This is a genomic window from Ruegeria sp. AU67, assembly GCF_900312795.1.
Classification (GTDB): Bacteria; Pseudomonadota; Alphaproteobacteria; order Rhodobacterales; family Rhodobacteraceae; genus Ruegeria; species Ruegeria atlantica.
Genome location: NZ_OMPH01000028.1, coordinates 22,443 through 38,659, shown reverse-complemented (window position 1 = coordinate 38,659; position 16,217 = coordinate 22,443). Strand labels below are relative to the sequence as shown.

Here is a 16,217-nt window from a genome sequence, read left to right as displayed (position 1 = left end):
TTTTGTCCAACTGCAAGGCCTGATCCGGTTCAGAAACTCAGTTTCAGTAATAGGCATACTGTGCGTCGGGGATTTGAACCGATTGCACCTTGTCGGCCAGCGCTTTCAGATTGCTCTCCAGAACCCGGCCCATCATCGCCTTCATCAGCGTTTGACCCATCAGCCAGCCCAGCGGGCCATATTTCATCTGGTAATCCATGCTCCAGACGACCCGCGAATGGCCATTCGCGAGGGGTTTGATGGTGATGGCCGCATGTGCTTGGGTCAAAGGCATCGCCGGCATCTCGGACAAGCGTACGCGATAGCCTTTGTTGACTTGCCAATCGGTCACTTCCTCGACCAGCGAGGTGCCGTTTTCAAAGTGGCAACGCCGTTTCGACCCGACGCCGTCTTGCCCAGTCGTCAGCGCATCCACCGAGGCGACTTGTGGTGCGAATTCGTCGATATGCATGAAACGGCTTAGAATGGCCCAAAGGGATTCGGGCCGGGCGTCGATTTCTAGGCTTTTTCTATGGTGGATCATGTTGGTGTCCTCTTGATGCGTTGCACGATCTATAAAAGGCCCTGATGACAGTTTCTGACATCAGGGCGTGACCAGCCGCGTCAATTCCCATCTTGTCCCAGCCTGTACTCTGACGCATAAACAATCTCAGCCAAGTGAGGACGGAGGGGCGACATGCGCGCACGGATTTACAAGCCTGCCAGGAACGCAATGACTTCGGGGATGGCCAAGACCCGCAAATGGGTTCTGGAATACGCACCCGCGTCGTCGCGTGAGGTTGATCCGCTGATGGGCTGGACGTCTTCCGACGATACGCAAACTCAAGTGCGCCTGAAGTTCGACACTAAGGAAGAGGCGCTGGATTATGCCAAAGACAATGGCATCGAAGTCCAGGTTAGCGAACCGCACAAACGCAAACCCAACCTGCGTTCGCGCGGCTATGGTGAGAATTTCGCCACCGATCGGCGCGCGCCCTGGACTCACTAAATGATCGAAATCCATGAGGCAGATCCTACCTCGGACGCGCTGCGTCCATTGATCGAGGCGCATTTCGCCCATGGCGAAGCTGCAGGACCTGCGGAAAGCAACCATACAATGGATGCCCAGGCCTTGGCTGCTGAGGGCATCAGGTTCTGGGCCATGTTTGAGGACGGACAACCCGTCGGCTGCGGAGCGTTAAAGGCGTTGCCGGACGGAACGGCCGAGGTGAAGTCCGTTCACATCATCTCGAAGGTGCGTGGACGCGGTCTGGCGCGTCTGATGATGAACCACCTAACAGATGAGGCGGACATCCAAGGGGTGGCGGCTTTGGTTCTGGAAACAGGTGCAGAACATTTGCCGGAATATGCGGCGGCCCGTAAGCTGTATGAACGGCTTGGGTATTCCTATTGCGGTCCGATTTTTGGATATGAAAGCGACCCGAACAGCGCCTTTATGCGCTTGGCTCTTGAACCCCGGAAGTAAAAACAGCAAGAAGGGCCCAGCGGTCCCGTAGCTCAACTGGATAGAGCAGCTAACTTCTAATCAGCAGGTTGAGGGTTCTTATCTTAACCTATGTAAGATAAGCTTTAACTCAGCGCTCGTTACGAGCCCGCATAGACCTCAGGAAAGTTTAAATCTCGGTGGATTCGTTGTTTCCTAGGTAGTCCTCTAAGTCGGTTGTGTGGAGCGAGTGCCTTGGTATGCGCGCGCTCCATTAAACTGGCGTACCACTTGGCCATTTTTCATACCGAAGCCACGCCATACTACATTCTTAAAGAGTCCGGCACCACAATTCCCGAATCCGCGGATGTTCGCAATGCCATCGCGCGAGGAACTCTACTTTTTGAACAACGGGCGCGCGCGATTTGGTTCAAACTGGGCACAAAGGAGTGCACGATATGTGGTCCGCTGAACGTTCGGCAGAATTGGTCGCATGGCGCTCCTGGTGTCATGCCTCTGATCGACCGGGTGAGTTCTTCGTCGGGTGACAATATTCCGTCAACTTGCTTGAAAGGCATTATGAGTGCTTGGCTTGCTGGCACTCACACCTTCAGGAATGGCTCGCGCCTGAGAAGGTTTTTGAGTTTAGCAAACGAACCGGCTGGTCGGTCACCTCCTTCAAGTCAAAACCGTAGGAGCGCAGTAGGGCGACTTGCCAGACCTGAAGGTCGTATGCGGTATGGAAATTTTGTGTTTGGGGTTCCGCAGGGGTTGTATACTTGGTGCGTTCGTCGAAGAGGAGATCGAGTTAAGAATGACCTGGGCGATCAGATGAGAAACGTCTCCTGACGATAGTGCCCGACTAATTGGAGGTGTGGCGACCCCGGAAGAACTCGAATCCTCAACCTGCTGATTAGAAGTCAGCTGCTCTATCCAGTTGAGCTACGGGGCCGTGGCCACAAGGCGTGTGTAGCAGATCCGATTTTTGGTGAAAAGCACCTTTCATTGCTCCGCAAAGACGAGGAGTTATATCTTGCTCAGATAAGTAACAAACTTCGGCGCAAACACAAAACGACACTCTCTCTTTCAATAGACGCCCGCGTGATAGTTATCGGTCGAAAAGTTCTGATCGACTTGATCGCGCTCATCCATGGAGGACTTCCCGAATCCTGTGTACACGCCAACGACCCCTCTTTCCGAACTGAAGGCATCCGCACCGACCAAAATGGTGCCAAGCGAGTAGTCGAATGTCCCGAGGCCGTTACTTCCATCAACGTCCCCGCTCACATACGCCGAGTCGATCCGCCAGCGCCGATCCGGGCAATCGATTGCGCCATTAGGGCTCTAGACCGTGTCGATGCCACCTGATGCAACGGGTCGGTTTTGATTGTTGAAACCAACCGCTTGATTTTGCGGCAGACAGCAGGGCTCAGAACCGCGTTGGTTATCAGATCCAATTGCTCAAGCCCAATGGTCAGGCTGGAGGAATAGGGTTCCGCCTGCACACGATTAAACCTAGCCAGACCTGATTTGGTGAAAGTGTTGACAGCTGCACCAATTGTTGATCTCACTACTAAGACCCGTCCCCGCCGACGTGTTCGTGGTATTAGCAACCGCTCCAGCGAGGTTGCTGACTTTTGGCGAACTGGTAACTGCCGGGTTCTGCGGTAAGCTTAAGACCGGTTGTGCAGTGAATGAAATGTCGACCTGACCATCTGCGGTACCCCACGGGGGGGACTCAGCCTGTCTGGAACTATAGATACGGGCTCGAAAAATTCTCCAATGTATTACAGTAATCTCGTGCTTCGTAGCGGATATTTTCGCTGTATGCTGCGAATGACCGTCCTGAGCCCAAAGCTGACAATTATTGTATGGTTCTTAGATGATCAGTTAGGGCGCGAACCTGCTCTGGATTCACATAAAGGCGATCCAAAAGGGCAACAGTGTCAATTGTCGGCCAGTTTCGCTTTAAGTCTGCCTCCAAGGCCAAGGCGTCTGCTTGATTTCCAAGTGCCGCATTCGCTGCTGCGAGGTAAATCAAAGTAGGAGCCGAAATCGGGTCTCCAGCGCGGGTAGCGGCGTTGAGAGCGTCGATGGCTTGCTCGTATTTTCCTGCGTGAAAGCTAGCCGCGCCATAGATACTCTTGTTCGCAAATCGTCCTAAGCCCGATGTCCGCGGACGGTCGCTCGTCGACGCTGCGAGTGCCGCGTCAAAGTCGCCAGTCGCCAGCATGACCATTGCATAGAAATCCAGGACGTTGCCGTCCTTAGGGGCGAGATCCAAGGCAATGTCTGCGTGCTCTATGGCTCGCTTTGTATCTCCTTCAGCAAGGTCAACCCAGGACAGTGCTGATTGCGTCCATGAGTTGGCAGGTGATAGAACTTCGGCTTGGTTGGCCAAATGGCGGGCCTCCTTGAGCAGCGCAGAACGCTGAGGACCGTCTGGTGCAAAAATCGCAAAAGCAGCCAAACACTGGGATGCACCTGCATATCCGCCAAAGTAGGATTCGTCCTTCTCGATTGCATGGCGGAACATAGCCAAAGCTAGTTCAAGCTGTGCCCGCTCAATCATGGGAAAAATCAAATTCCGCGCCTGATCTGACAGTATCACTGCTTGAAGGCTAGACGGCGACTTCGCCAGATGTGCGCGCCTTTCTGCCTCTAGCGTGGGATCATTTGAGGTCTCGTATTGTTCAGAAACGTCGGTCGTGCTTCCGCCCATAGAACTGATTGTGATCCCCAAGCCTAAACCGACACCAAGCGCCACGAAGATGCTTACGGCAATCTGAAACGGCCTGCTCTTCCATCTGCTATGGAGTTCTAAGTCTGTCGCAACGTCCTCAGTTTGAGCGTCCGAAGAATACTTGAGTTCGAAATGAGGTACATACCCGCCGGAATCGATATGAATATGGATTGGGTCGTCTCGTCCCGGGCCGGCAAAATACTGTGCAAGCCGGCGCCTGAGACGCCCAGCGTCAACTCGAACGATGTTATGGCTGTCACCATTTTGATCCGGAGGTCTGCCGTAGACATCCTCGGCGATTGTTTTGGCGAGCGGCTTTTGTGTGGGATCAAGAAGGTTCTGTTCTACGATGTATTCCAGCAATTCAGAGAGCCGACTCGCGCCTGAGAAAAGCTCGCTGGACTGCACACGATTGAGCTCTTCACGAACTTCTTCCAACTCCAGATGCCCCGACCAATGCGGGTGCTTGTTGGCTGTAGTTTCCCTGGGACCCATGCCAGCAGACTACTGATAACCGTTCAAATTGAAAGGATTTTCACCCCTTTCTCACCGTGTGAAACTCCCACTAGCTTCAGCGATAGGTAATGTGATCTTAGCGGGAGCTAATGGGTTCGATAGGTACATGCGAGTATTCGAGAAGCATTTTGGGGGACTTGCAGAAAAAATTCAGAAGCGCCGCAAAACGGACGCTGAGCTTGACGAGATTTGCAGAGACTTCGAACTTTTGATGACGAGCCGGCAATGCGAATCCTCTCTAGAGGATGTTTGGAACGATGCCTTCAATAGTAGCCTTGCAGGGTTGAAGAAGGAAATTTTGGCAAAGCTCGAACCCGACTGAGCAAAGCGGGACAATCGGAACAACAGACAAGAGATTTTGGACCGCCCGGGTGATTTTCGGGCGCCAGGAACACCGTTTCACCATACAACATATGAGGAGCCAAAATGCCAAGTCTAAATCAATTCCTAGTACCGGTTTGCGGGGTCGCACTTGTCTTGTCGACATCCATAGCTCGGGCTCAAGAAGGCTCGATCATTCGAGACGCCGAGTATCGAATTTTGGAACGTCAGCACGGAGATCGCTGGGCAGCTGAAGACAAAGACATCGACGTCAAGCTGGCGGAGTTTCGAGAAAAGAACGGCGGCAAGCCCCCAAACATACTGTACATCCTGCTGGATGACGTAGGATTTGGCGAAGTCGGAATGCCAGATCTGGATGTGGTACGTGGATACTCGACACCAAACATAACGGACTTCGCAGACCAAGGTATGTCCATGATGCGGATGTATACCGAACCGTCTTGCACTCCCACCCGCGTCGCCATGTTGACCGGGCGACACCCGGTCCGGACCGGTTTCGATGAGGCCAAAGCGGTGCCTGAGGGCGAGGGTTTGGCAGACCGCGAAGTGACCTTGGCCGAAGTGCTGAGCGAAAATGGCTACGCAACGGCCCATATCGGCAAGTGGCACATGGGTGACATCGAACAAAGCTATGCGATTAACCAAGGTTTCGATTATGCCGAACATCCGATTCACCAACAGGCGCAACTTGCCTTGATGAATTCGACGGCTTTGAACGAAGGACATGTTGATGGTGTCGATCTGAGGCTTCGTTCTACCGATCTGATGCTGGATGACACATTCCGGATCGACCCTTATGCAATGGTCTATGGAACCGTCGGTGAAAAAGGTGGAGCGATACGAGAGGTCCACATGGAGCCGGGGCAGAAGTTCTCGCAGGACGATTATGTCGCCATGGGGCAGCGCTACAAGCAGAGCACTCTAGATCAAATGGAAAAGCTCGCCAAAGGTGGCAAGCCGTTCTTTTTGCAGTACTGGCCGCTGTTCCCGATCAGCTTTACCAGGACTGATATCGAACAAGCGCAAACTCTGAACGGTGGGCCGGTCGCAGAAGCTATCGTGAAAGTCGATGGTTACATCGGTGAAATCCTGTCTCGGGTCGAAGAACTGGGAATAGCAGACAATACGATCATCGTGATCATGGGAGACAATGGCCCGTTCATGGAGTTCGTCGACAAGAGCGGCCAGTCCGACCGGATCTATCGTGGCGGCAAGACCGAGCATCTGGAGGGTGGCGTTCGTGTTAGTGCTTTTGTCCGCTGGCCCGGGATGATTGAGGAAGGGACACGTGTTAAAGATATCACTCACGTTTCTGATCTTTTCAGCACCTTTGCGCGACTGGGCGACGGCGAGGCGAGCATCCCGCGCGACCGGATTATCGACGGCGTTGATCAAACCGCGCTTTGGCTTCTCGGGGAAACGCATGGGCGTCGAGATTATGTATTTGTCTACGAAGGGTTTGTGCTGAGATCTCTGGTCAAGCAGCAATACAAAATGCATTTGCCACCTCCTGGCGGCAACCCCATCCTTGCTGCCATGTACGACCTATACAAGAACCCGCGTGAGGATCGGCCGCAGGATTCCATTCGTATTGGCGTAGGTTTTGGCGCCAATTTCAGTCTGATGGCCCAACGCCATCTTGCCATGAAAGAGCTTTATCCTGACATGCCTCCCGGGCATGGGCCACTGTATGGCGGAATTGAAAACCTTCGACCTGAAACAAAGGAACTCGTGGACAACATCCTATTTGCTCAAGGTCTCACTAGAAAGTCGGATTAAGCGGCCCCAATCAAGTGTCCTGACCGGCACAGTCCGGTCAGGTTTATCTAGAACTTGCGCGATTGAAGGACCGAACGCGATGAAACTTGCTTTCTTTTTCTCTCCCAATGCCCTGGCTCTTATCGCTGCTGCTTTCGGCATAGTGCTACCCACGGTCACAAAAGCCGAACCCGTAGCCCTCTCATTTTCTGAAGACTGGCGACATGGCGTGACTGTGTACGGTTTTCTTCCACAATCGCTGACCGGGACGTCGACTATTGCGAATACCAGCGTTGATCTTGATTTGGATTTTCAAGACGCGCTGGAACTCTTAGACTTCGGCATCTCGGCACAATACGAAGGTTGGACGGGGAATTGGGGTTTCATAGTCGACGCAAACTACGCAAAGCTAGGGACCGAACAATCCATCCCGCTTCCGGCTGGGAACATTGACGTTGACCTCGATATTAAGCAATCGTGGATCGGATTTTTGGGCGGTTACAAAGTTGCAAATGGGGTTTATGGCAAGAACGATCACCGGAATTCCGTCGATCTGCAAGCTGGGGTTCGCTACAACGAACTGAAGCAGGAGGCTGCCGTTTCCACTATGGGGCCTAGCGTTACCCTTGGCGGGACTGAAACATGGACCGAGGTGGTTGTTGGCGCTCGTGGCACGTGGGAGCTCTCGGACCGTTGGTTCTTGGTTGCTGCGGCTGACGCAGGCCTTGGTGGCGAAAATGTCAATTCCCACTGGCGTGTTTCGCTGGGCTTCGCCTATCAAGCTTGGGACAATGCCTCCATTCGTTTCGGATGGCGGCACTACGAAATCGACTATGAAACTGAACGTTCCGATGGGACATTCGCTTATGACGTCATGCAAACAGGACCACTGTTTGGTGTTACCTTCTCATTCTAACGACGAGCATGTCGCTGTTGAAAAACTAAGCCCTTGTGATTGTTGTTCGAAGTCTACGTTCATTGGTAAGGCCGATCTTGCGATCAATGGCTGCTTAGTCTGCAACTCGGACTTTTTACCTCTTTCGCGTGTAGGTCCGCTTACTGGAGCATTGAGATGTCGCGCAAATTGTCTGAGGAGCCATTAAACTTATCAATGCAAAGAGAGCGCCGACGCCACCACGTGGAAAATTAGGCGCACGATGCGTCACGGTGACGAGAAACTTCAGCATCCAAGTTCTTGGTACTATTTGACGTGCTCTATAGGAAGAGTGCAATAGAACTAAATGAAAGTTTCCAATCGGCATTTTATGGATATAGCCAAAACGGAGGCGCTAACTAATTTTAAATCAGATTTTTTGCAAATATGCCCAGGAGACGTAACCCTTTAGACCACGCGCGCGCTGCAAGGACACACGGCACCAACGGGTTCCTCCGGTCTGCTCGCAACTGTGAACTCGTAAAGCGGTTCCATTTGGAAGGCCCACGATCACATTGAAACCTATTCCAGGTCCTGCACGCAGTTTCAGCATGTCTCCATCTTCAACGCCAAAAACCACGTACCGTCCAAGAGAAGCCGCCGCCGCAGTTTCAGCTTCGACAATGGCGCCAAGGATAAGAGCCGTTAAGGGTAAAAAGACTGTACTGCGCATCACGATAACCTGCCTGCTGCCTCGACCACTATCTTAGCGGCTTAGATCATCAAGGGGAACTGCATGACAAAAGAAATGCGCCCTTCCTGAACTGACACTGAAGCAAGATTTTCAGTTGCGTTGGTGGCCCGGTGCGAGTTCTTTTTCGTCTTCAACGACCTGCAAAATGGAACGGTTCGGCCACGAAGGAAAATCCTCCTGCCAAAAAGGAAGAGCTATGGGGAGCGTATCAAATGAGAGATTTGGTGGAGCCAAACGGTGAAAGTTCGAACCGTTTCTTCGGCGAGGTGCAATCGTGGTCCGAAGATCCAACACTTACAGCTGAGTTCGACTGAGTGGTGTACCAGCTGATCGACGAGCCTTTTTGGGGGAAGAAATAGCTGCCGCCGCCATTGGCTGGGAAGAATTGGTCTTGGGCCCGATCAAAGATATTGGGCCCAAAGTTTTCACTGGGGCAACTTAGAGCAAGGCTTATTGGCACGAAAACCATTTGAATGACCTGTTATGTGTTGCAACTAAGTAGAAATGTCTCTCTGTCCGCAAAGCAGTAATGCCTCAGGTGACACGGAACATTTGCGCTGCCTGGCAAGGTGGAAACTTCCGACATCGGAGCCTTGGCAGGCTGCGCACATTTTCGGTCTGCGAGCGCCCTCGGATTTCATCAACATATTGGGCCCGTCTACTGGAGCAACCAGGACTTTCACCAGTGCGGAAGCCGTTTCTCGAAAAACTCAACGATGCGAAATGAGAAAAGCCTTTTGATTGAGGTTCTCATTGCGATGGCGGATGTTATTTTCGCGGGGCTTCCATCTTGCGGATCGTACCCGATTTTCCGTTTTGTTTCGGCGATATCCCAACGCATGCCAGGATTGTCTGACATGAGATTTAAGGTCGCAAACGCGACGTCCGTGGCGTCTATCGCTGCACGCATGCCGTTTAGAAAATCCCGATCGCTCAACCACATCTCCTGCCCCCAACGGCCCATCGCCATATGCGGTCCAGGCTTGTTGTCATGGGTCCATTGGGTCCAGCCGATTCGTAGGCAGATGACCGAAAGCCCATGATGCTGCGCAAAGTAAGCGCCAGTCCGTTCGCAAAACAGCTTCGACATGCCGTAGGCGTTCACCGGCCCTGGAGGTGTGTCGCTGTTCAACGCATCAGTGGAGAAACGCTTGTCTCCTTGGACCCAGTTCGAACTGGCGAGAACCACACGTTTAACGCCCACCGCCACTGCATTATGGTAGAGCGACAGCGTCGCGTCCATGTTGTGCTTGATCGCCGATGACCAGCTTGCAGCAGGCTCACGGTCTCCGGCCAGATGGACGATCACATCCACGCCTTCCAGAAGTTTGATCCAGATTGGGTCACCAGACAGATCCGCGGTATGAATATCAGGGTGATCAACCGGGCGAATGTCGATCCCTGACACTTTGTAGTCAGGATCCGCCTCCAACACGTCGAAGAGTTTTCGACCCAGATGCCCACCTGCACCTGTAATCAGGACATGCATGATAGTAACTCCCTATTCGAGCCAAGAATTGGTGGATTGCTGTTTGGCCAAATTTCAAAGTCCTGACGAAACCTGAGCGTCTCATCCGGCGCCAGATTAGATTTTGGCGAGTGCCATTCGGCCTCACAGTAGGAATAGTCGCCCGAATTGAATACCTCGACGGGATACTGATGCATAAAGCTGTCGCTCGGTGCTGGCGGGTGTGTTGTACAGAGTATCCAGGGGCCAGCTTTGCCGATCTTGATAAGCGTTTGCCCATCTGGGTTAGGAAGTCCAACCTTGAATTCTTGTTGTTTGGCGCAATCTGCAATGACGCAGTTTGCCGCCAGTTCAACCATTGAGCCGGAGTGCCCAAAAACGGGATAGATTTCGGGATCGCCCATCGTAATCCCGATCGTGGCGGGCGTATTGATCATCATGACTGACCAAATGCCTGTCGCCCTGGAAACGTGACCGTGATTGGTCACACTATGCTCAATGCTCCACGCAGCGGCTGACTTCAGGGTGATGCGTCGCGCCACGGACAGGTGCGAGACAGGACAGATCTGGCTTGTCAATTCGACATGATCCTCATCTCGTGAGGCGACCAGAAAAGGGTCACTGTCGAGTGCCGAAAACGGGGCACTATCCTTCCAGGCCGTGTCAGGAGCTATCCAGGTTTTTTCTCCGCCCCAGAGGGGGAAACCAAACTGCGGGGAGCGTGTTGGCAAGTCAGCCAGATCAATTTCATCAACCGGCAAGTGTACCAAGTCCGGGTTCTGAAAAAGCAGCGATCGCTCTTGGAAATCAACACCCCACAAACGGCCACCAATTCCGGGCAGGATAACAAGCTCCAATTCGCCTCTTGTTAAATGCAGAACGGACCATCGATCAGACATGAGAGGTTCCCGAGCGGTGACCCGGCGCAAAACTTTTGCGCCGGGAAAACGTTTAGACGTGCTTGAATTGGGCGACGTTTTGCGCCGTTATCGGCATCACCCCAGTTTCGACGCGTTCTGGCAGTGGATTGATCCCGGCGGCTTTCCAATCCGGCAAGACCTTCAGTGCGTCCGTGTTCTGCCAGTGCATCATGTGGAAGGCGAGGAAGATCTCGAGGTAGGATTTTTGAGCTACCGCACCGTGGATCGTGCCGTCTTCGATATAGGGCAGCATGTCATCGTTGCGGTCCATCGCGACGATCTTGATGTCCTTGCGACCAGCTTCAGTCACTGCGATGGCCGCGCCTTTGCCGCTGTCGCCGTCCGTACCACCAATGCCAACAATGTCAGGGTTGGCTTGGATAGCCTGAAGGTAGGCCGTCGGAGCGTATGACGGATCGGCTTTATCGTTGACGACGTCAACCACCTCAATGTCAGGATATTTCTCTGCAAAGATCTGTTTGTACCCTTCAACACGCTCCAGGGTCGACGGCGCTGGGAATGTACCAAGGATGACTTTTCCCTTTCCACCAATGGCTTCGGCCAGCATCTCGCCGCCGACGCGGCCAGCCTGAACGCCGTTGATGCCCAGGAACGTTGATCTGGGGCTGTCGGGAATGTCACCAATACAGCAAGTGATGGGGATGCCGGCTTCTACTGCGCGTTCCACGCCGGGCGCCAGAGTCGCCGGATCGCCTGGGAAGATCAGGATGCCAGCGGGACGGCGGGCGATCAGTTCATCAAGCTGACGCGCCTGTGCTGCTGTGTCGAAATCCAGCGGACCGGTGAACGTGGCCTTGATACCCATCAGTTCTTCGAGGTCTTCCATTGCGTTGCGGTAATCCACCCAGAACGGCACCTGAGTTACGATGGAGAGAAAAACATATTCTTTACCAGCTGCTTGTGCCATGGCTTCCTTCGACAGGATTGGTAGTCCGAAGGCGGCGGCCAATCCTGCGGTAGTGCCCGCAGTCAGCAGCCTGCGCCGATTTACAGTCATCTCAGTCATCGTGATCTCCCTTTTGGATGATTAGTAGTTTTCGGTTTCTTTTTGATTTAGGTCAGCCCCGTTTACTGCGGATCAGCATGTCCAATGCGACGGCTGAGACGAGCACGCCACCGATGACAATCATTTGCCAGTAGATCGAAACGGCTTGCATTGTCATCGTGTTGTTGATCAAGGCAACGAACACGACGCCGAGGAATGCGCCGAGAATTGTGCCTTCGCCTCCGCGCAACGACGCACCACCGATAACGGCCGCAGCCAGCACCTGCAGTTCGATTCCATTACCTGCTGTCGGCGTGCCGCTCATCAAACGCGAGGCCAACAGCACGCCGGCCAAGGCCGCCAAAACGCCTGTGAGCGCATAAAGAATGATGCGAACGCGTGTTACGTGGATGCCTGAAAGCATCGCGGCTTTTTCATTTGCACCGATGAAGTAGACCTGCCTGAAAAACCGGGTGTGGCGCACTGCCAGGTCAAAAAGGATCACCAAAACGAGGGTCAGCAACACGATCACAGGAAAGCCGCCAATGTCGGTCTTGCCAATCCAGCCGAATGATGCGGGTAGACTGGAGACTGAGAAACCCTCGGTCAGAACCAGCGCGATGCCGCGCGCGATCGACATTGTCCCAAGTGTGGCGATCAATGGGTTGATCCCGAGTCCCGTGACAAGCAAACCGTTCACAACCCCGACGACGCAGCCAAGGATCAGGCCGCAGATCACCGCAAGCGGGATCGGCATGCCGGTCAGCAGCAACATGGCAACAACCGTGGAAGACAGTGCCATGACCGAACCAACCGACAGATCAAAACCGCCAGAAGCCAGCAGAATGGCCATGCCGATAACGATGATTGCTGTCGGTGCCATGCCCACGGCCACGGCTCGGAAATTCGAGAGGCTGAAGAAATAGGGATTAACGTTGGCCATCACGATGATGATCGCGGCGATCAAAACGATCAGCGTCAGCTCGCGGATGTCAACGAATGCCTGCAGGACGCGGCGCATAAGTGACCGTTTCTCGGAAATGTTGGCTTGAGCGACCATGGTCACGACGCAACTCCTTTGTGTTGGGATGGCTGTGCAGCCGAGCGGTAGGCATTCCCGGCGGCCATTTGCAGAAGTACGCTTTCACTGGTGTCTTCGGCAGCGATGTCGCCCATGAGGCGACCCTCGTGAACGACAAGAATGCGGGAGGACAGCGAAACCAATTCCGGAAAATCGGACGACACCACCAGAATTGCCATTCCCTTGGCTGCCTGGCGGAGCAACTCTGTGTGGATCTGAAACTTCGCACCGACGTCCACGCCTTTTGTGGGTTCTTCCACGATCAGAAGGTCAGGTGTGCGTTTGAGCCATTTGGCCAGCATGATCTTTTGCTGGTTTCCCCCCGAAAGAGCACCGACGTCTTCAGCGATCCCACTGGCCTTGACGCTAAACGCATCAATGGCAGCGTTGCTGGCTTCCCTTATCGAAGTCTTTCGCATGATGCCCAGGCTCGCGTGTTCAGAAAGACTTGCGGCGATCAGGTTGTCGCTGAGCGATTGCTCGAGAAACAGACCTTCGGTCTTTCGTTCTTCCGGTACAAAGCCTATGCCAAGGTGCATTGCGTGGCGCAGGGAAGTGAGCTTCACGGGCGCCCCGCGCAGCTCGACAACCCCCTCGGCTCCCGGCATCAATCCAACGATTGAGCGGACAATCTCGCTTCGGCGCGCTCCCATTAGCCCGGCCATGCCGACTATTTCGCCGGCCTTAATCGAAAATGAGATGTCTTCGAATTCACCTGAGTGCGTCAGGCCTTTGACGGTAAGGACATCGTTCCCTTTGACATGGGCTGATCTGTTGACATCACCTGGATGTGCGCCCCCAATCATCTCTGCAACTACTTGTTCTTGAGAGGTTTCAGCCACTGGCAAAGTGCTGATCTGGCGTCCATCCCGTAAAACGGTAATTCGATCGGAAATTCGGAATATCTCGTCCATGTGGTGACTGACATAGACAATGCCGATACCTTTTTTTGTAAGCCTGCGAAGTACGTCGAACAGCGCGTCCACTTCGTTAGGAGCCAGCGCTGATGTCGGCTCATCCAGCAAAAGAACGCGTGAATTCAGGGATAGCGCCTTGGCAATTTCTACAATCTGGCGGGAGCTGATTGGCAGGTTGTCGATGGGGATCGAAACGTCGATATCCAGTCCGAACTCTGCCAAAAGCGCTTCGGCACGGCGGCGCAGTTCCGGCCAGTCGACGACACCCAAACGGGTCGGAGCTCGTCCGGCATAGATGTTTTCAGCGACAGAAAGAGCCCCGGCCAGACTGAGTTCTTGAAACACGCAACTGATGCCAAGCGATTGCGCGTGCGACGGATTCTCAATTCGGCGTTCATTGCCGTCACACAGAATTCTTCCCGCTGACGGTTGATGAAGCCCGTAGAGCAGACCCAAGCACGTGGATTTGCCTGCTCCGTTTTCACCGCAAAGCGCATGCACTTCACCTGGGCGCAGTTCGAATTCCAAATGATTAAGAACAACGTTTGCACCGAAGCTTTTGCTAACCGCATCCAATCGGATCAGGGGTGGTGTGTTCCTCGGATCAAGAATCGAAACTGACGTCATTGTGTTCCTCCCAACGTTTGATTGACATCTGAGATATCAGATGTCAATTACTTTATGGAGAAGCTAAGGACGGCATGAAGAAGGGCAGCCCTTCGCAGGACTGCCCCTTGAAACGAGTTAGCGTTGATTAGGAGGCCTTCGCGCCCTTAAGTACGATCGAAGCACTTTCATAGGCCTGCCGAGTTCGATCAATGTGCTCCACCAGAAGCAATTTAATCTTCGCCATATCACCTTGACGCACCGCGACCGCGATTTTCTGATGTTCTTCGAATGAAAGCTCTGTGTGCTGCGGTAGCTTGGATAAATGGGTCCGCAATGCGGCGATCTTACCAATGTAGCGCGTATAGCTCGCGGTCAGATAGTCGTTCCCGGCGTGCTCAAAGATCAATTGGTGAAAAGCGGTATCCAGAGCCAGGTACTCTCTTTCATCGCGGCGGGATCGCGCGCGCGCCATGTCTTTCACAACCCACGCCATGCCATCGGCCAACCCCTTAGGGTCCCTTGATAGAGCCAATTCAAATGCGGCTGTCTCGATGGCCTGCCTAAAGTCACAGATTTGCGTTACTTCAGACTCGGAAAGTGAGAACACACGCGCGCCTTTTTGTGGTTCGATACTGACGAGTCCTTCATCGCGCAGTTGGGCTAATGCTTCGCGAACCGGCGATTTGGAGACACCAAGCTCCTCCGATATCTTACGCTCAGACAGAATCTGACCCATCTTTAACGAGCCGTCGATGATACTGTTTCTCAAATGCTCCAAGGCAAGTTCTCGGAGAGATTTGGGTCGTTCCAAGGTCATAAATGGAGTCTCCAAAAAAATGTGTTGCATGACAAAAGATATCTGATACACCAGATAAGGCAAGCTGGAATATCAGATATCAGATTAACTGGAGAGGAGCCAGTTTGGAATGCGTGCAGAGTTAGTTCTTGATTGCAGGAATGAGCATGGGGAAGGGATCTTCTGGAACCCTGCCGATGAACTTGTCTGGTGGACTGATATCGAAGGCTGCGCGCTTTGGTCTTACGATCCGTCGACTTTGAAGAGCGTCAAACACTCTATGACAGAGCGTGTATGCTGTTTTGCTCCGCGCGCCACAGGGGGGTGGGTCGTTGCCTTTGCTGATCGGGTCGTTCTGCTTGATCTGGACACGAACATGGAAACGCTTGTTGCCCGCTTCGAACCCAATAACGCAGAGACGCGACTGAACGACGGACGGACAGATCGGCAGGGAAGGCTGATCGTCGGTGGGATGAACGAGGTGTCCGGAGCCCACGATTCGTCAGTCTTGTGCATCGACACAGACCTGTCCGTGCGGACAATCATTGAAAAGGTGTCTTGTGCAAACTCTGCCTGTTTTGCCCCAGATGGCGGAACGATGTTTTTTGCGGATACACCAGACCGGGAAATCGTAGCCTTTGATTACGACACCGCCACTGGTTCGGTTTCTGACCGACGCATTCACGCTTCATTCAAGGACGAACCGGGGCTGCCCGACGGGTCCTGTGTCGATGCCGAAGGTGGTGTCTGGAACGCCGAGTGGGAAGGTCGCCGCGTTGTTCGCGTAGCCCCGAACGGCGCGATTGACCGGGTCATAGAAATTCCTGTCTGGAAGCCCACCTGCTGTGCCTTCGGTGGCCCGAAACTCGACACGCTTTTCATTACGACCTCGCGCCTGATGAGTGATGAGGACGCTCTATCAAAAGAACCGGAGTCGGGCGGCTTGTTCGCCGTCAAACCCGGCGTTTGCGGCGTGCTGGACACGCCATTCAACGGATAACCAACGAATT

General features: G+C 53.6%; 17 protein-coding genes and 1 tRNA gene. 6 read left to right on the top strand and 12 right to left on the bottom strand.

The features are described from left to right. Window positions 1-43 precede the first annotated feature (43 nt). The gene (locus tag DK510_RS15310) at window positions 44-523 is read right to left on the bottom strand and encodes an SRPBCC family protein (protein WP_109312828.1); all 480 of its coding nucleotides are present in this window, start codon (window positions 521-523) and stop codon (window positions 44-46) included. 153 nt (window positions 524-676) lie between these two features. On the opposite strand from DK510_RS15310, the gene DK510_RS15305 reads away from it, so the two are divergent. Both DK510_RS15305 and DK510_RS15300 read left to right on the top strand, forming a co-directional pair. Further along, the gene (locus DK510_RS15305) at window positions 677-988 is read left to right on the top strand and encodes an ETC complex I subunit (RefSeq protein WP_109312827.1); all 312 of its coding nucleotides are present in this window, start codon (window positions 677-679) and stop codon (window positions 986-988) included. Then, the gene (locus tag DK510_RS15300) at window positions 989-1,465 is read left to right on the top strand and encodes a GNAT family N-acetyltransferase (RefSeq protein WP_109312826.1); all 477 of its coding nucleotides are present in this window, start codon (window positions 989-991) and stop codon (window positions 1,463-1,465) included. It begins immediately after the preceding gene. 833 nt (window positions 1,466-2,298) lie between these two features. Here the strand turns inward: DK510_RS15300 and DK510_RS15295 are convergent. The 4 genes from DK510_RS15295 to DK510_RS15285 all read right to left on the bottom strand — a co-directional run bounded on the left by DK510_RS15295 (window position 2,299) and on the right by DK510_RS15285 (window position 4,604). Continuing rightward, window positions 2,299-2,375: transfer RNA gene (locus DK510_RS15295), tRNA-Arg, on the bottom strand. Window positions 2,376-2,509: 134 nt separating this feature from the next. Then, on the bottom strand, window positions 2,510-2,710 hold the full coding sequence (locus DK510_RS23365) for an autotransporter domain-containing protein (protein WP_234999099.1): 201 nt from the start codon (window positions 2,708-2,710) through the stop codon (window positions 2,510-2,512). Then, window positions 2,707-2,994, bottom strand: a complete 288-nt coding sequence (locus tag DK510_RS23360) for a hypothetical protein (protein WP_234999098.1) — start codon at window positions 2,992-2,994, stop codon at window positions 2,707-2,709. Before DK510_RS23360 ends, DK510_RS23365 begins: the two co-directional genes overlap by 4 nt. A 293-nt stretch (window positions 2,995-3,287) precedes the next feature. Then, window positions 3,288-4,604, bottom strand: coding sequence for a tetratricopeptide repeat protein (locus DK510_RS15285; RefSeq protein ID WP_160116547.1), 1,317 nt, complete (start codon window positions 4,602-4,604; stop codon window positions 3,288-3,290). A 184-nt stretch (window positions 4,605-4,788) separates the two neighbouring features. Between DK510_RS15285 and DK510_RS15280 the strand changes: the two genes are divergently transcribed. The 3 genes from DK510_RS15280 (at window position 4,789) to DK510_RS15270 (ending at window position 7,698) form a co-directional block, all read left to right on the top strand. Beyond that, complete coding sequence (locus DK510_RS15280) at window positions 4,789-5,004, top strand: hypothetical protein (RefSeq protein WP_160116546.1); 216 nt, start codon at window positions 4,789-4,791, stop codon at window positions 5,002-5,004. 104 nt (window positions 5,005-5,108) lie between these two features. Further along, window positions 5,109-6,803, top strand: a complete 1,695-nt coding sequence (locus DK510_RS15275) for a sulfatase-like hydrolase/transferase (RefSeq protein ID WP_109312823.1) — start codon at window positions 5,109-5,111, stop codon at window positions 6,801-6,803. Window positions 6,804-6,882: 79 nt separating this feature from the next. Then, window positions 6,883-7,698, top strand: coding sequence for a hypothetical protein (locus tag DK510_RS15270; protein ID WP_109312822.1), 816 nt, complete (start codon window positions 6,883-6,885; stop codon window positions 7,696-7,698). A gap of 388 nt (window positions 7,699-8,086) precedes the next feature. Here DK510_RS15270 and DK510_RS15265 read toward each other — a convergent pair whose 3' ends face one another. From DK510_RS15265 to DK510_RS15235, 7 genes are all read right to left on the bottom strand, one after another. After that, window positions 8,087-8,389 carry an SH3 domain-containing protein gene (locus tag DK510_RS15265; protein WP_109312821.1) on the bottom strand — a complete coding sequence of 101 codons (303 nt, stop codon included), beginning with the start codon at window positions 8,387-8,389 and terminating at the stop codon, window positions 8,087-8,089. 700 nt (window positions 8,390-9,089) lie between these two features. Next, a complete protein-coding gene (locus DK510_RS15260) occupies window positions 9,090-9,899 on the bottom strand; it encodes an NAD(P)-dependent oxidoreductase (RefSeq protein ID WP_109312820.1) in 810 nt (269 codons plus the stop codon). Then, complete coding sequence (locus DK510_RS15255; protein ID WP_109312819.1) at window positions 9,887-10,777, bottom strand: hypothetical protein; 891 nt, start codon at window positions 10,775-10,777, stop codon at window positions 9,887-9,889. Before DK510_RS15255 ends, DK510_RS15260 begins: the two co-directional genes overlap by 13 nt. Before the next feature lie 52 nt (window positions 10,778-10,829). After that, window positions 10,830-11,825 (bottom strand): substrate-binding domain-containing protein, encoded by a 996-nt coding sequence (locus DK510_RS15250; RefSeq protein WP_058275445.1) that lies wholly within the window; start codon window positions 11,823-11,825, stop codon window positions 10,830-10,832. A gap of 52 nt (window positions 11,826-11,877) precedes the next feature. Further along, a complete protein-coding gene (locus tag DK510_RS15245) occupies window positions 11,878-12,864 on the bottom strand; it encodes an ABC transporter permease (RefSeq protein ID WP_234999110.1) in 987 nt (328 codons plus the stop codon). Window positions 12,865-12,866: 2 nt separating this feature from the next. After that, a complete protein-coding gene (locus DK510_RS15240) occupies window positions 12,867-14,429 on the bottom strand; it encodes a sugar ABC transporter ATP-binding protein (protein WP_109312817.1) in 1,563 nt (520 codons plus the stop codon). Between the two features lie 127 nt (window positions 14,430-14,556). Continuing rightward, window positions 14,557-15,228 (bottom strand): GntR family transcriptional regulator, encoded by a 672-nt coding sequence (locus DK510_RS15235; protein ID WP_109312816.1) that lies wholly within the window; start codon window positions 15,226-15,228, stop codon window positions 14,557-14,559. A gap of 109 nt (window positions 15,229-15,337) precedes the next feature. On the opposite strand from DK510_RS15235, the gene DK510_RS15230 reads away from it, so the two are divergent. Beyond that, entirely contained in the window at window positions 15,338-16,207 is an 870-nt protein-coding gene (locus DK510_RS15230) for an SMP-30/gluconolactonase/LRE family protein (RefSeq protein ID WP_109312815.1), read from the top strand. Window positions 16,208-16,217 lie beyond the last annotated feature (10 nt).

What these genes read in the sequence shown, in the direction of transcription:
- DK510_RS15310 (WP_109312828.1), bottom strand. Translation starts at nt 523, where the DNA reads ATGATCCACCATAGAAAAAGCCTAGAAATCGACGCCCGGCCCGAATCC.
- DK510_RS15305 (WP_109312827.1), top strand. Translation starts at nt 677, where the DNA reads ATGCGCGCACGGATTTACAAGCCTGCCAGGAACGCAATGACTTCGGGG.
- DK510_RS15300 (WP_109312826.1), top strand. Translation starts at nt 989, where the DNA reads ATGATCGAAATCCATGAGGCAGATCCTACCTCGGACGCGCTGCGTCCA.
- DK510_RS15280 (WP_160116546.1), top strand. Translation starts at nt 4,789, where the DNA reads ATGCGAGTATTCGAGAAGCATTTTGGGGGACTTGCAGAAAAAATTCAG.
- DK510_RS15275 (WP_109312823.1), top strand. Translation starts at nt 5,109, where the DNA reads ATGCCAAGTCTAAATCAATTCCTAGTACCGGTTTGCGGGGTCGCACTT.
- DK510_RS15270 (WP_109312822.1), top strand. Translation starts at nt 6,883, where the DNA reads ATGAAACTTGCTTTCTTTTTCTCTCCCAATGCCCTGGCTCTTATCGCT.
- DK510_RS15265 (WP_109312821.1), bottom strand. Translation starts at nt 8,389, where the DNA reads ATGCGCAGTACAGTCTTTTTACCCTTAACGGCTCTTATCCTTGGCGCC.
- DK510_RS15260 (WP_109312820.1), bottom strand. Translation starts at nt 9,899, where the DNA reads ATGCATGTCCTGATTACAGGTGCAGGTGGGCATCTGGGTCGAAAACTC.
- DK510_RS15255 (WP_109312819.1), bottom strand. Translation starts at nt 10,777, where the DNA reads ATGTCTGATCGATGGTCCGTTCTGCATTTAACAAGAGGCGAATTGGAG.
- DK510_RS15250 (WP_058275445.1), bottom strand. Translation starts at nt 11,825, where the DNA reads ATGACTGAGATGACTGTAAATCGGCGCAGGCTGCTGACTGCGGGCACT.
- DK510_RS15245 (WP_234999110.1), bottom strand. Translation starts at nt 12,864, where the DNA reads ATGGTCGCTCAAGCCAACATTTCCGAGAAACGGTCACTTATGCGCCGC.
- DK510_RS15240 (WP_109312817.1), bottom strand. Translation starts at nt 14,429, where the DNA reads ATGACGTCAGTTTCGATTCTTGATCCGAGGAACACACCACCCCTGATC.
- DK510_RS15235 (WP_109312816.1), bottom strand. Translation starts at nt 15,228, where the DNA reads ATGACCTTGGAACGACCCAAATCTCTCCGAGAACTTGCCTTGGAGCAT.
- DK510_RS15230 (WP_109312815.1), top strand. Translation starts at nt 15,338, where the DNA reads ATGCGTGCAGAGTTAGTTCTTGATTGCAGGAATGAGCATGGGGAAGGG.